At 50.4% G+C, this 15035-nt stretch carries 13 protein-coding genes and 1 other annotated feature; of the genes, 1 reads left to right on the top strand and 12 read right to left on the bottom strand.

The window, feature by feature from the left end; translation table 11 throughout:
• Positions 1-135 precede the first annotated feature (135 nt).
• Positions 136-795: a phosphoribosyltransferase family protein gene (locus NUV48_06560; GenBank protein MCR4441799.1), complete on the top strand. Its 660-nt coding sequence runs from the start codon at positions 136-138 to the stop codon at positions 793-795.
• Here the strand turns inward: NUV48_06560 and NUV48_06565 are convergent.
• The 12 genes from NUV48_06565 to NUV48_06620 all read right to left on the bottom strand — a co-directional run bounded on the left by NUV48_06565 (position 790) and on the right by NUV48_06620 (position 15015).
• Complete coding sequence (locus tag NUV48_06565; GenBank protein MCR4441800.1) at positions 790-2088, bottom strand: phenylacetate--CoA ligase; 1299 nt, start codon at positions 2086-2088, stop codon at positions 790-792. The genes NUV48_06560 and NUV48_06565 overlap by 6 nt on opposite strands.
• A 58-nt stretch (positions 2089-2146) precedes the next feature.
• Positions 2147-2406: a binding site (T-box leader), on the bottom strand.
• A 70-nt stretch (positions 2407-2476) separates the two neighbouring features.
• Complete coding sequence (locus NUV48_06570) at positions 2477-4447, bottom strand: sigma 54-interacting transcriptional regulator (protein ID MCR4441801.1); 1971 nt, start codon at positions 4445-4447, stop codon at positions 2477-2479.
• Positions 4448-4574: 127 nt separating this feature from the next.
• Positions 4575-6518, bottom strand: a complete 1944-nt coding sequence (locus NUV48_06575; protein MCR4441802.1) for a hypothetical protein — start codon at positions 6516-6518, stop codon at positions 4575-4577.
• Between the two features lie 27 nt (positions 6519-6545).
• Complete coding sequence (locus NUV48_06580; protein MCR4441803.1) at positions 6546-6989, bottom strand: 4Fe-4S dicluster domain-containing protein; 444 nt, start codon at positions 6987-6989, stop codon at positions 6546-6548.
• Positions 6990-7013: 24 nt separating this feature from the next.
• Positions 7014-8075, bottom strand: coding sequence for a bifunctional 3-deoxy-7-phosphoheptulonate synthase/chorismate mutase (locus NUV48_06585; GenBank protein ID MCR4441804.1), 1062 nt, complete (start codon positions 8073-8075; stop codon positions 7014-7016).
• Between the two features lie 28 nt (positions 8076-8103).
• Positions 8104-9243 carry an acyl-CoA dehydrogenase family protein gene (locus tag NUV48_06590; protein ID MCR4441805.1) on the bottom strand — a complete coding sequence of 380 codons (1140 nt, stop codon included), beginning with the start codon at positions 9241-9243 and terminating at the stop codon, positions 8104-8106.
• 37 nt (positions 9244-9280) lie between these two features.
• Positions 9281-10273, bottom strand: a complete 993-nt coding sequence (locus tag NUV48_06595) for an electron transfer flavoprotein subunit alpha/FixB family protein (GenBank protein MCR4441806.1) — start codon at positions 10271-10273, stop codon at positions 9281-9283.
• Between the two features lie 15 nt (positions 10274-10288).
• The gene (locus NUV48_06600; GenBank protein MCR4441807.1) at positions 10289-11047 is read right to left on the bottom strand and encodes an electron transfer flavoprotein subunit beta/FixA family protein; all 759 of its coding nucleotides are present in this window, start codon (positions 11045-11047) and stop codon (positions 10289-10291) included.
• Between the two features lie 16 nt (positions 11048-11063).
• Positions 11064-12323, bottom strand: coding sequence for a methylaspartate ammonia-lyase (locus NUV48_06605; protein ID MCR4441808.1), 1260 nt, complete (start codon positions 12321-12323; stop codon positions 11064-11066).
• Between the two features lie 23 nt (positions 12324-12346).
• Positions 12347-13330 carry a hypothetical protein gene (locus NUV48_06610; protein MCR4441809.1) on the bottom strand — a complete coding sequence of 328 codons (984 nt, stop codon included), beginning with the start codon at positions 13328-13330 and terminating at the stop codon, positions 12347-12349.
• Positions 13331-13336: 6 nt separating this feature from the next.
• Complete coding sequence (locus NUV48_06615; protein ID MCR4441810.1) at positions 13337-14629, bottom strand: U32 family peptidase; 1293 nt, start codon at positions 14627-14629, stop codon at positions 13337-13339.
• A gap of 119 nt (positions 14630-14748) precedes the next feature.
• The gene (locus NUV48_06620; GenBank protein ID MCR4441811.1) at positions 14749-15015 is read right to left on the bottom strand and encodes an acyl carrier protein; all 267 of its coding nucleotides are present in this window, start codon (positions 15013-15015) and stop codon (positions 14749-14751) included.
• Positions 15016-15035 lie beyond the last annotated feature (20 nt).

The raw sequence follows: 15035 nt of genomic DNA on the forward strand, positions 1-15035 counted from the left end.
CGTTCCTTTCAACGCTTGTGCTGTTTGGCCCCCTGAACATAGCAATTAGCTCTTTCAACATTTGCCTGGTTCTATCTGTTTCTGGTATATTTGTGTATAAGAACACCTCGATTAGCCTTGTGGAGGTGACAAGTTTTGTTTAGAAACAGAAATCAGGCCGGCCTGCTCCTGGCCTCCGAAGTCGCCGGGTTAAACCTGGAAAAACCCGTCGTTATAGGTATCCCGCGGGGAGGGGTGGAAGTGGCCGCTCCAATTGCGAAAAAACTCGGAGCACCACTTTATGTGATCCTGCCCAGGAAAATCGGGGCGCCGCATAATCCCGAGTTTGCCGTGGGCGCCCTGGCCCCGGACCATACGGCGGTCTTCGACGAGGAAACCCTGGATTTACTTGGCCTGACCCCGGCCGCTTTACAACCTGTAATTGAAAAAGAGAAGGAAGAGATCAAAAAAAGGCTCGAACTTTACGGGCGGTGGGGAGTCATTCCTGACCTGGCGGGATGCGACGTTATCCTGGTGGATGACGGCATCGCCACCGGGCAGACCGTTAAAGCCGCGCTTTCCTCTTTGCAAAAGAAAACGGACAACCCGCTCATTCTTGCCGTCCCGGTATTGCCTGAAGATGCGGTTCCCATTTTTACGGCCCTGGCCGGCAGGCTGGTCTTCCTTGAAGCTCCCCGTTATTTCCGGGCTGTGGGGCAGTTTTACGAAGACTTCTCTGACCTGCCTCATGAGACCTTGATCTCGCTGCTCGAAGAAACGAACAGCAAAACGCAAAAAAGCCGTTCGGGTTTATAGCTCGCGCTTGTCGACAACCCGTTTAGCCTTGCCCTCGCTGCGAGGGATTGTGCGCGGCTCCACCAGCTTGATGCGCGCCGCTATTCCCAGGACACTGCTGATGCGCGAGCGCAGCCTGTTTTCAATGTCCTCCAGGTCCTTAACCTTATCTTTAAACATCTGCGCGGAAACCTCAACCCAGATCTCCAGGTCATCCATAACGTTTTTCCTGTCAACCACCAGCAGATAATGAGGTTCGGTTTCTCCAAATTCCAGGAGCACGCTTTCAACCTGGGAGGGGAACACATTAACGCCCCGGATAATCAGCATGTCATCGCTGCGGCCCGTTACCCGGCACATTCTCACATGTGTCCGCCCGCAGGCGCATTTTTCAGGCTTGAGATAAGTGATGTCCCTGGTCCGGTACCGGACGATGGGAAAAGCCTCTTTGGTTATGGAGGTAAGAACAAGCTCGCCCTGTTCCCCGAAGGGAAGGGGTTCTTTCGTCTCGGGGTCAATAATCTCGGCAATAAAATGGTCTTCAAAAATGTGCATCCCTTGCTGGGCCGGGCATTCCATCGCCACCCCCGGTCCGAGCACCTCGCTTAAACCGTAAATATCAAGAGCCTTAATATCAAGTTTTGCTTCCAATTGTTGTCGCATGCGCTCCGTCCACGGTTCGGCGCCAAAGATGCCGGCCTTTAGAGGAAGTTTCTGGAAATCGATCCCCTGGTTTTGGCCCTCTTCGGCGAGCAGCAAGGCGTAAGAGGGAGTGCAGCACAAAATGGTGGCGCCGAAATCCTGCATCAGCATGAGCTGGCGGGCGGTATTGCCGCCGGAAACCGGCACCACCGTGGCGCCAAGCAGTTCGGCCCCGTAATGAAGTCCCAGTCCCCCGGTAAAAAGGCCATAACCATAGGCGTTCTGGACAATGTCGCCTTTTGTCCCTCCCGCCATGGCCAGGGCCCGGGCTATCAGGTTGGCCCACGTGTTAATATCGTTCCTGGTGTAGCCTACCACGGTCGGCTTGCCTGTAGTCCCGGACGAAGCGTGTACCCTTACGACCTCTTCAAGGGGCACTGCAAATAGACCGAAAGGATAGTTGTCCCGCAGGTCCGTTTTCTCCGTAAACGGTAGTTTCGTCAAGTCATCAAGCGAGCGTATGTCGCCAGGCGCAATTCCCTTCTCTTCAAAAGCCCGGCGGTAAAAAGGAACATTCTGGTAGACTCTTTCCACCGTGGCTCGCAATCTCCGCCCCTGCAGTTCAGCCAGCCTGTCACGCGACATGGTTTCGTATTCTTGCTCCCAGTACATAAAGCTCTCTCCTTTCCTCAGATTATAAAGTGATAAAACAAAAAAACTTTTCATCCAGGCAAGGGACGAAAAGCCGTTCGCGGTACCACCCTTTTTGGTCCAAAAAAGACCCACTCAACTTTGGGTATGGAAATTCAAGTTTCCTCTTACCCCTCCCTTTTAACGGCGGAAGCACCCGGCCGGACCTACTTGCGCTGCGGTTTCAACCCGGCGGCTCCGGGGAGAACTTCAACGGTCTTGCCTTGGAAGCGCTTCCAGTCTGCGGCGCTTCCTCCCTGAAAAAGCAGCACCGTCCACTTTCCCCATCATCGCCTTATAACATGTGACGTCAAAGTAATTCTACCAGCACACAGCAAAAAGATCAACAAATTTAATCTGTATTTTGTTTTTAATATTCAAGGCCATATTTCATTATTTTGCTGTACAAGGTGTTCCTGGAAACTCCCAGCATCTTAGCCGCCTTGCTGATGTTTCCCCGGCAGTGCGCAAGTCCCGCGGCAATGGCTTCCCTTTCTGCCTGCTCAAGCGATACAACCTGGGACGAGGAATGAGGCCCCTTATTTTTTGCCAGCAGGTTCTTCGGAAGGTGATGCGGCATGATAACACTGCCCTCGGCAAAGGCAATCGCCCTTTCCAGGGTGTTTTCCAGTTCGCGCACGTTGCCCGGCCAGCTGTAGTTTAACAGTATTTCCATGGTGCCGGCATCCAGCGTGTATTTCGTATTGTGGCGCTTCGAGAACTCATGCAGGAAGTGGGCTACAAGCTCGGGAATGTCACTGCTGCGTTGGGATAAAAGAGGCAAATAAATCGTAAGGACATTAAGGCGCCAGTACAGGTCCTTCCGGAACGTTTCTTCCGACATTTCCCGGTGAAGGTCTTTGTTGGTGGCCGCTATCACCCTAATATCCACCGCTATTGTTTTGTTTCCGCCAACCCGGGTAACCTCCCTCTCTTGCAAGACCCTGAGGAGTTTGACCTGCATATCGAAGGGCATTTCGGCTATCTCGTCAAGGAAGATTGTGCCTCCCGTGGCCATTTCGAACTTGCCCGGCCTTCCGTCCTGCTTGGCCCCTGTAAAAGCTCCTCCTTCATAACCGAACAATTCACTCTCGATCAATTCCCGGGGAATAGCCCCGCAGTTTATGGCAATAAACGGCCCCCCGGCCCGTGGACTGGCATTGTGAATGGCCTGGGCAAACAGTTCTTTGCCCGTACCGCTGTCTCCTATGATCAGCACATTGGACATGCTCTTGGCTGCAATGCGGGCCAGGCGCTTAGCCTCAACCATCTCCCTGCTGGAGCCGATGATGTTATCGAAGGTGAAACGAGCCTGGGCGCCCACCATCTGGTTTACCAGGTGTTTAACCTGCTTAATCTCGCGAAACACGTCCACCACTCCGTCTATTTGGCCGTCTTCTCCCCTGATCGGGACAGCGCTTTTAAAGAAATGCAGCCGGCCCCGCTTGGAGTTGATAATAAACTCTTTGTCCACGTACCCTTCACCGGTGCGAAGCACGTCAAGGATGACCGGCCGGAAATCGACCACTTCCGTAACATGCTTCCCGATGGCTTCACCAGGGTCAGTAAACAGTATCTTTCCTGCGCTCTTGTTCATGCAGGTGACATACCCTTTGCTGTCAACCGCGAGAATACCTTCGGAAACCGCCTCAATTACTGCCTTGTAGTATTTATTGCTTACCAGCAGCTTTTCTGACGTCTCCAAAACCTGCAGCTGGTTCCTTATGGCAAGCTCAGCGGCAACCAGCATGCCGAGGGTATGGGAGTAAACCTTCTCTGAACTTCCCATGATGCTCAACACCGCTGTTATGTTTCCCCGGGGATCCCTTATCGGCACGGCTGAACTGGTCCATTTTTTTTGCCTTAAACAATAATGTTCATCACCTTTTATCTGGATGACTTTTCCCTCGGCCAGGACAACCCCAACCGCGGTTGTACCGACATTTTTTTCGCTCCAGTTCGACCCGGTTTTAAAATTGGTTCCCAGCCTCAACTCTTCCAGTTCTTCCTTGTCCCCTAAAATGTATAAAATATTAGCCTTTTCATCACATAAAAATACTACAAACCCTGAACCTTTTACTATTTTGTAAATATTTTTAATATAAGGAACAGATGTATTTATTATTACGCTTTTTTCTTCAAGTCTTGTATAGAGTTCCTCCCGGGTAAGGACGCTTTGGGATTCCCCGCCCAGGGGATTGACATTAAGAACCTTGCACCTTTGCCAGGACGCTAAGATACAGGACCTGATTTTTTGCGGTTCATTGCCGTTCCGGATAAAACTCTCCCACTCGCGGAAAGATTCAGTTTTGTCGTTCAACAAAGAAATATTTAAAGACACCTTGATTACTCCCTCTCTATAAAACTCTCCTCGTGTCTCTTCAAGTATTATATACACCGCTATTACTATTCTTCTCTACAAATTTACAAATTCCTTCTACAATTTACATGTTTATGAAATTTAATGTTTATTTTTCCATCGCCTCCGCGATACCCGCGAGGTCGAGTTCTTCAAGTTTTTTCCTGGTGGGAATCGAGGTAACCGGGTCCCAACCCCTGTATTCATAATACTCGTCCAGCAGCCTGTCGAAAAAATCGCGCGCCTTCATGCCTTCGCCGGGGCCGGACCGGATGGGTTCGTCCATCCACCTTGGGCAAAGGGTGTCATCCGAACGTCGCAATCCCACCCTAACATTGAAAGCCTTTTCCACGTTGTAAGCCCTCTCGGCGGCGAGCAGCAGCCCGTTTTCCGTCATGTCCATGCCGGTAATCGCCGCATAGGCTTCCGCCAGCATATCCAGGGGATATATCGCCGACGAGGCCCTGAACATGCAAATTCCGAGGCAGTTGAACACCGAAATGTAGTTTTCAGCCGCGGCAGCAGCCTTGCCTTTTAGGTCGGGAACATGCTTTATACCGGCGTCCTTTTTCCCGAACCACCGTAGCGACACGTCCTCTCTCCCCGTTTTATCTATAAAATTAAACCCTTTCATCACGTCGCACCCGCGCGTGTTGGTGGCAGCCATCACGCACCAGATAGGGAACGGCCTAACCTCTTCCGGAACCACCATTCCTCCCTTGCCGGCCATTGAATAACGCCTTGCGCAAGCGCCCGTCTGCGCCTCGATAAACTCACATAATTTTCCGGTGCTGTAAGAACACATCCGCCCAAGTGTGTTTTCCTGCAGGGCAATCGATTCGATGATTTTTACCACCGCTTCGGCACTGCCCCACTCGAGCGCCAGTTCTTCTCCGAACCATTCTTTCACCTGTTGTTCATTGATGATGCCCCGCTGCCGGAGTTCCATCAAAAAAGGGATGATTCCACCGATTTCTTCATAGTCCAGGCCGTATTTATTGCACAGGTCGCCCAGGAACAGGATCGCCGGGTAATCATGGATGTCGCAGGCCATGCCGAATGAACCAACCGTGATGTATTCCGGACTGTATCCTTTAAAGCCCGGTATCTTCCGGGCAAAGGGCGTTTCATTTCCCCTGACTTCACAGGTTGAACCGCAGCCGAAAGTGCATCCCGGCGAGCAGGAAATGTCGCGGAGCTTTAAGTTTTCTATATACCAGTCGGCGCTTATCTTGGCAATGTTCTCGTCAGCAGTTTTCGTAAACTGGTTATTGCGGAAGGCGTTGCCGTTAATTGTATTGTAGTAGGCTACACCCATGGTTGAACCGATCTTTTTCCACCGATCAATACCCGCGCTGTTATTTATGACCTGATATATTTTTTCTGCGGCATTCAAGGCCGCCTTCTTATCATATACATCAATACCCCTGCTGCCCAAAGCAACTATTGCCTTGAGGTTTTTGCTCCCGGCAACGCATCCTCCGCCCGCGCGAGCGGCGGCCCGGTGGTGCGTCACGATTAAGGAAGCATACCTTACGCCGTTCTCTCCGGCCGGCCCGATGCACACAATACCCGCCTCATCCGGAACCCCTCCGGCATACAATGCCTCGATGGTCTCATCCGTGGTCAGTCCCCATAAACAGCGGGCGTCCCTGATCTCAATCTTCGCGTTTTCAATATAAATGTACACCGGCCAAGGAGCCCTTCCCGTTATCACCAGGTAGTCTATCCCCGCCCACCTGAGCTGCGCCCCGAAAGTGCCTCCGCTGGTGGTATCGCCAAAAAAGCCTGTGAGCGGGGACTTGAAGGTGAATTTCGTTTTTGTGCCGAAACATGTCGCCGTCCCGCCCAACGGCCCGACGCCGACAATCAGGACATTGTCCTCATCCAGGGGGTCTACCCGCGGGTCAACCTTTAAAAAATGTTCCCACAGCAGCCAGTCATTTATGCCCATCCCGCCGATGAATTTTTTCGCCAGGGCGGGATCGACCGGCTCCCGCTCAATCGTCCCGGAGCTCAAATCAATCCTTGCCATATCGCCGTACCCGAACATCGATAAATCACCTCGCCTTTTGCCGATTCAATAGTAATTGAGGGCCTGTTCTCCCTCTTGGTTATTCATCAAGGGGCTGCTTTTTTCCGGCCTTGGGGAGCAAAGCCTCACACAGACCGGGTTCCCGCCGCACAGGTCGCACTTCAATATATACCCTTTTTCGGCGATATAAATCGCCTTGAACGGGCAGGCCTTTACGCATTCATAACACCTGGCGCATTTATCCCTGTCGTAAACAACAACACCCGTCTCCCGGTTAAAGGCAAGAGCCCCAGCAGCACAGGCTTCAAGGCATTTCGGCCGGGAACAATTGCGGCAAGTATTGGGACTGTACGTGTTCGTTTTCTGGTCGTAGATAACCCTTATCCTTGCCAGGGACGGGTTGAATTGCCCTTCATTGTACAGCGAGCACGCCAGTTCGCACTGCCGGCAGCCTATGCATAAATTCTCTTTAACGTTTAACTTTTTCATAATGATCGCTTCTCCCGGTTGTTGTTAATACTCTCTTTTCCGCACGAAGTTCAGCATTTCTTCAAATTCGCCGATGCTCAACTGCTGCTTGCTGTCGGAAAGCGCAAGTTCGGGGTAAGGGTGCACTTCCACCATCAGGCCGTCGGCCCCGGCCGATAAAGCGGCCGAAGCCATATGATTGACAATGTCTTTTCTTCCCAAGGAGTGACTTAAATCCACTACTATCGGTAAATGGGTTTCCTTTTTGATAATCGGTATCGACGACAGGTCCAGCGTGTTCCGGGTCTTTGTTTCAAACGTGCGGATTCCGCGTTCGCACATGATGACCTTTTTATTACCTCGCAAAACAATATACTCAGCCGCATACAAAAACTCCTGGATTGTGGCGTTCAGCCCGCGTTTCAGCAAAACCGGGCAATTGCTCTGTCCCACTTCTTTTAACAGCTCGTAGTTGTACATATTCCTCGCGCCTATCTGTAATACATCCGCGTATTCAGCGACGAGTTCGACATCCCTTGTATCCACGACCTCCGTAACGGTATAAAGATCATATTTTTTAGCCACATCATGGAGTATTTTCAGGCCTTCCGCCCTCAACCCCTGGAAATCGTAGGGCGATGTCCTGGGCTTATAAGCGCCTCCCCTCAGAAAACCGATGCCTTTCTCTTTTAACACGCCAGCAACTGTTTCCAGGTATTCCGGTTTTTCCACGGCGCAGGGACCAGCAATTATTACCGCTTCCTTGCTGTCCAAATTGAACATTTCCTGGATGCTGTCGAACTTCTCCGGCGAACCGCTGCTGATCAGCAGTTTCCTTTCCCGGCTCATGCCCATATACTTGAGGGAAGCGGCAAAAACCATATTAAATATTTCCTTGACTAGCTCATTGTTTAAAGGTCCCCGGTTATTCCTCAAGATCTTTTCAGTCATCTCCGCTTCACGCTCTGCGTCGAAGTACTCCATGCCTTTCTGGTCCTTGAGGTCCACTATCTCTTTTAACAGGCTCGTTCTCTTGTTAAGCAAATCCAGTATTGATAAATTGATGTCGTCAATTTCCTCCCGCAAGGCTTTTAATTCCCTGGCCATTTATCTCTACCTCCGTTCTTTTAAAATGTTACCTCAGTAATTCGCGGGCAATGATGTTTTTTTGGATCTGGTTGGTGCCTTCATATATCTGCGTTATTTTTGCGTCCCTCATCCTTTTTTCGACAGGGTATTCTTTCAAATAACCGTAGCCGCCCAGGATTTGCACCGCATCCACCGTAACCTTCATCGCCATGTCCGACGCCACCGCCTTAGCCATCGCCGCCTCTTTTGATATGCTGTCCGCACCGCTGTCGATATGCCTGCATGCCTGGTAGAGCAGGCACCTGGCGGCTTCTATCTGCATGGCCATGTCCGCCAGCATGTGTTGAACGGCCTGGAAGGAAAAGATCGGCTGTCCAAATTGCCTTCTCTCTTTTGAATACTTGAGAGCTTCTTCAAAAGCGCCCTGGGCAATACCTACCGCCTGCGCGGCGATCCCCGGCCTCGTCCTGTCCAAGGTCCTCATGGCGATTATAAAGCCCATGCCTTCCGCGGCCAGCAGGTTTTCTTTCGGTATCCTGCAGTAGTCAAAGACCAGGCCCCTTGTGGTCGAGGCCCTTACCCCCAGTTTGTCCTCCTTTTTCCCGAAAGAAAAACCCGGGGTGTCTTTTTCCACAATAAAGGCCGACAGGCCCATAGCCCCTTTGCTTCTGTCCGTGGAGGCGAAAATGACATAAACATCCGCTTCACCGGCATTGGTGATCATTTGTTTTGTCCCGTTGATTACATAGTGCTGGCCGTCTAAAACCGCCCTGGTTTCCGTGCCGGCAATGTCGCTGCCGGCATTGGCCTCGGTCAGCCCAAAGGCGGCCAGTTTTTCCCCCGAAGCCAGAGCGGGAAGATATTTCGCTTTTTGCTCCGGGCTCCCAAAGAGTATGATGGGGATGGTTCCCACCGCGCTGCCGTTGTAAATCAAGGCAATCCCGCCGCAGGCCTTGCTTAATTCTTCAACCACCAGGGCCAGTTCAAAAATACCGCCTCCCAGGCCGCCGTATTGTTCTTCGATATAGACCCCGCATAAATCGGAACCGGCAAGCGCCTTAATAACTTCGTGCGGAAACCTCTCCTCCTCGTCACACTGCGCGGCGACCGGCGCTATTATTTCCCGGGCAATCCTGCCCGCGATCTTTTTTATCATTTGCTGCTCTTCTGTTAAGAAATAATCCATGACTTTATCCCCCCGTATGGTATTGGTTTGGTTCCCATCAATCGCGAAAACTGTCAAGAGCCTTGTTTATTTCCGGCACCACTTCATACAAATCGCCGATTATCCCGTATTTTGCATAATTGAAAATAGGCGCATGAGGGTCCTTGTTTACAGCGACGATCACTTTGCTGCCGCGGATCCCGGCAATATGCTGGACAGCACCCGATATGCCCAGCGCGATGTACAGCCTGGGCGACACGTTTTTGCCGGTCTGTCCGATTTGAATGCCCTGTGAGGCGAGGCCGGAATCAACGACTGCTCTTGTGGCGCCGACCGTTCCTGCCATTTTTTTTGCCAGTTCCGCCAGCATTTTGAACCCTTCGGGGTTTTTTATTCCCCGGCCCCCCGAGACAATTATCTCCGCCTCCGTCACATCTTCCTGCCCCGGCTCCTGGGTCCGGGCGGCAATCAGCCTCCCCGGCGGCTCGTGGTCCAGCACATATTCAATCACGTCCAGTTCAGTTTTCCCTCTCGCCTCACCCCCCCCTTTTTTCAGGTTCGAAGACCGGCGGGCCATGGTGACTATATATGGCGGTTCTCCAGTAAAACTCAGCTGTGCGTGCGCTTTGCCGTAGAAAACCGGCCTGACCGCCTTCAACCTGCCGCCTTCAACAAACACCCTGAGACAGTCTGAAATCATGGGAACCCCAAACAGAGCCGAAATCCTGGGGAAGAGGTCTTTTCCCATTATCGAAGCGCTGCCCATGATCAGGCGCGGGCTCAAATTCCGGGCAGCGGAAAAGAATGCGGGAGCGAAAACATGAACATCGTAGTTCTTGAAGAGCGTTGATTTCAGATAGTGCACGCACCGAATACCGCAGCCGGATATTTCTTTGATGCTCTCCGGTGGTTCATCCGCCATGACGATGGCCTCTATCTCCAACCCCAGCTGGCCGGCCAGGCAATTGGCAACATTGATCAACTCAAAAGCGCTTTTCTTAAAACCCCCGTCCTTGTTCGTCTCTAAAAAAACCACAATTCTGTTATCCATAACGTGCTCCTTAAATCAAAGTACTTTTTCTATTTCCCGCAAAATTCTCACTAATTCCGCCGCGGCATTTCCCGGCTCACCTTCGACAAACCGGCAATCGCTCTTCTCCTCAACCGGATGAATCCTTTCGATTTCGAGACCGTATAAAACCGATCCCGGAACAGCCAGTTCCTCAATCCTAACCCTTTTCACTTCTTTTTTCCTGGCTGAGATAACGCCTTTCAAGGAGGGATAACGCGGTTCATTAATCCCTCTGGTTACCCCGACCACACAGGGTATCCCCGCCCGGATAACTTCAATATTGCCGTTTTCAGCCAGTCTTTCAGCAATCACTTCGTTCTCTTTCACCTGCAGCCTGATGGTATCTATCGCCTGGGGCCATCCCAGCAGGCCGGCCAGCATCCCCCCCACCTGGTGTGCTGAATTGTCCACGGATTGTTTTCCCATTAACACAAGATCTACTTTTTCCATTAAAACAATGTTTTTTATTATGCTCGCGATCCCGAACCCGTTGATATACCTGCCGTCTTCATTCACGACATGTACCGCGCGCTCAGCCCCCAGGGCCAGCGCAGAATAAAGGACTTCTTCCAGCCTGCCGTTCCCAATCGTGAGGGCAACAACTTCGACCCCGCCTTGCTTTTCTTTGATCCTAAGCGCTTCTTCCAGGGCATACTCATCAAAAGCATTCATCACGTATTTAAACGCATTGCCGTACCCGCTCACGTCTGCCGTCGTTTCAAGTACCCCTTTTATGCATACACCAATCCTCATGATCCAAAACCCCAGTTCATATCAATATTTTTACTCTATTTCGCGCGTTCACCAGGGCCAAAACCCGGTTCATCTCGTTGTGGACGATCATATACCCCTCATCAAATCCCATGCCCGGTTTGGCCATGCACAGGTCGGCCCCGCAGGCCAGGGCTATATTGGTACAAACCGCTGCTGACCTGTCAGTGCCGTTGCAGGTTCCCCCGCAGTATGCCCCAATCCCTTTTTTCTTGCAGTAAAGTATGGCCTTGGCCAGATTATTTACTCCGCCCAAATCGGGAGGTTTGATATGAATCATATCCGCAGCTTCCTCATCGACAAACTGTTTAATATCCTCCCAGGTGTTACACCACTCGTCGGCCACAATTTCCACAGCGATCCTTTTGGCCTTTAACATGCGGCGCAGTTCTTTATAAACCTGCAGTTGAGCGGCCCTGTTTTCCATATCCAGCGGCCCTTCGATGCGCAACCTAAAAGGCATCGCCTCCAGGGCCAGTTCCCCGAAATAATTGGCTATCCTCTCCACATTGCTATCAAAGGCCAGGCCGACTGTGCCGTAGGTGTCAATATGGATAACCGGGCTGTAGGTCTCATTCTCTCTCAGGAGTATAATCCTGTCCCGCACCCAGCCAACGTATTCCTTCAATATTTCTCCCCTGGAGCCGAGTTTTTCCGCCACATTGTTGACCAGCCCATGGGGGAGGGCATCCACGCCCTTGAGAATCATTTTATCCGTGTTGGCAAAGCGTTCATCCCCCGACTGCCCAAGAATAGGCACCCTCTTCATCTCTTGGGCGATCCTGTATTCATCCCTAATCACTTCGGCCATCGTAATCCTCCTGGCCTTCGCCACGGCATCGAGGAGGGCCTGGGTAATCCCGTACCGCAGGGCCGGGTGCAGCCTTCTTCCCCTTAAAGCCAGCGTATCAATTTCACCAGCCAATTCGCGAAAGCTGCCAAGCTCTCTCCCCCGCAACAGTGGTGCAATAACCCTTTCAATAACCGGCAGGGAATTCTCCGCCAGGAATAGAGGTTCTCTTCCTCCAGCGCCTGAATACTGGACAGCAACGCAATCTCCCAAGGCCACCTGTCCATCTTCCAGTACGAGCATGACGGAGACGGCCTCACCCGGTTGCCTTATTTTTCTGAATCCCGCGGTAACCGGACTACCCGCATAATTAAAACCATCCCGGACCGCCCCCCTTCTTATTGCCTGCAGATCATCGTAAAAATATCCAGTTCGGCCAACGGAGCAGACAACATCTGCTATCTTCATGTTGCTTCCCCCCTAACCTCAAGTCACTCCTGCAGCATTTCCAGCAAGGCCGCGTTCCAGCTGGTTCCCCACCCCAGCCCGTAAGCGATCATCAGCTCGCCTTTCTTAACCACTTTTTGCCCGGTTATATCCGTTAAATTCCTGATTGTGTCCACGTCGCCGGTGTGAGCGCCCTTGGGAATATTGTCCAAAAACACTTTCCGGATATCGATCCCCAGCAAGGAGGCATAAATCTCATACCCGCCGTAAGTCGTGTTTTGGGGACATATTACTTTGATCGCCTCAAAATCAAGGTTGTTCCTTCTCAACAGCTCCTTCATCGTTTCGGCACCATCGGCAATATAATTTACCAGTTCACGGTAATTGCCTCTCTTGGTAAAGCTCTCGATGGTAAAACTGTAGCTGCCGGTAGTCCTTGACAAATAATCCCGTATCAGCAGTTTTCTGGGATTGCTCTCAATATAAAGCACGCCAGCCGCATCGCTGATCAGCGTTACCTGGACATTACGCTTTTCAAGTTCTTTGATTAAACTGGAAGACAGTATGAGCGCCGAGCGGTACCTTCCTGTCCTGATGAGGGATTCGGCCACATGGATGGAAGTAAGGGAAGCCCCGCAGGTCTGGTCCACATTAAAGGTAACGACATCTCTTTTCAAGTCGAATTTCTTATGAATGTAGTAAGGAACATTCACTTTACAAGCATGAATGGGCACGCCTTTGGTATAAATCAAAATATCAATGTCTTCCGGCCTGACACCCGAATCTTCGAAAAACCCGGCGACCAGGTTTTCAAATATTTCAACCTCTTCTTTTTCCTCTTCCACGTACACCCCCGTGATCTTTTTCTGCTTGTAAAACGATTCGCAGAAACTTTCCATGTCGCTGTAACCTTCAGGAAGGGAAAAGTTTTTCAGGCTGTTGAAAAATTCATTTACACCAAGGTATTTCCCCGGCAGGTAATAATCGCTGTATGAAATTCCAATCCTGTTATTCTCCAAACCCTTCATCCCGTTTCATCCCTTTCCGTAACTGTAAAAGAGCCTGCTCGAATTAACGTCGTCCAGAGCTTTTTCAGCCCTGCCTATTATTCTTTTTCTTTCTTCAGGGTCTATCGACAGCGCTTTTTTCGCCCAGACCCTGCAGTAGGAGCAGGTTTCACCGGATAAATAATCATCTGGCGTTTTGGAGTCATAGTCGCTTTCGTCGCACATTTTACTGTCGCACTGGTAATGGTCTATGAAAAATTTCAAGAAGTTATCCAGCTTTGTGTTATCAAGATAAGGGAGGGTATAAAAAATCGACTCGCGGTAATTGCGGAACAATTCTTCGTTATAGCCTTCTTCCTCAATCTGTTTCCAAAGGTGCTCGTCATGAAGCTTCCCGTAAAAATTGCCTTTCCCCACAAAATTTACGATATCCAGCAGGTTTCCGCGGTAGGACCTGTGGTGATAGGCTTCGGCCACCCTTAATAACCATTCGGTTGTCCTGCCTCTTTCGGTTAATTTGAGCGTCAGCCTGTCATACCCCACCTCCTGGCTCAGTTCCTCATAATAATGAATATCCTCTGGCCTGATCCACTCTGAAGACACTATCCTGGAGGGGTCTTTAATCTTTAAAAGATTGCAGTTTAAGATCTGGTAATCGACATGAAACAGCCTTGTTTTGGCGTCATCCTTGGAACCGTGGGCATGAGTCACTGCATGGTTGGCGTGAAAGGGGCATTCGTGCAGGCAGCTGTTGTTGGCAATAAGCCTTATCGTAATATTATGGAGCTTTGCGTATTTCATCATTTGTTTCAGTTTTTTAAAGTCACGGTTGACGGTGTGAAACATCGTAACCTCGTCTGCCCCTAGCATTTTCCAGTATTGCAGCTGCGTAAGCGTTTGTACCTTATTGTAAATAGACACCGAAACATAAAGGTGAGGAAACTGGTTTTTTATTATTTCGCATAAATACGGGGAGGCGATTGTTACCCCATCGGCCTTTATTGACGAAATCCTTTTCAACAGCTCAACGACTTCCTGGTGAAAAGACTTCTGGAACTCCATCCCGCCCAGGCACAGGGCGTTAAGCAAGTAATTGAACTTGATGTTGTGGCGGTGACAGTATTCTATATAATCAGCCAGCTCCTTCCATGACAGGATGGGCAGCCTGATCGAAGGCCTGCCTCCGCCAACCACATCGTGGTTCATTTTTCCGTATACCCATTCAAAATCGCCATAAGTCGAAATAACATCAATGACTTGTTTATCGAAATTTGCGGCGAGGTCAAAGGTCACTTTGCACTCTTTCCTGATTTCTTCCATTTTTCTCCCCTTCGATCTCTTTATAATTTTTTTTATAATTTGTTTCATCTTGCTAATTTTATGACAACTGCCTTCCCCGCTGTACTTAACCTTCAAGCCAGGCCGGGCTTTTGCTTTGGTTAACTGATTTTGTTCATTAACCCAAGTTTGCTGTCAATCAGGTTGGCCAGCGCGTTTATTGTATTGAAATTTTCAGGGATCAATTCGGCGTCGTCAATTGAGATACCGTACATCCTCTCAATCTCCATGATCAAAACCAGAACTCCCGATGAGTCAATGATCTGTTGATCGAGCAGCTTGGAATCGTAAGCCAGTTCGTAAGCTGCGCTTCCAGCTAAAAATCTGTCTTTAATAAGCGTTTTCAGTTCTTTTTTAATATTTTTCATTAATCGATTGCTCCTTTCTT

The organism is Peptococcaceae bacterium, assembly GCA_024655825.1.
Taxonomy (GTDB): Bacteria; Bacillota; Peptococcia; order DRI-13; family PHAD01; genus JANLFJ01.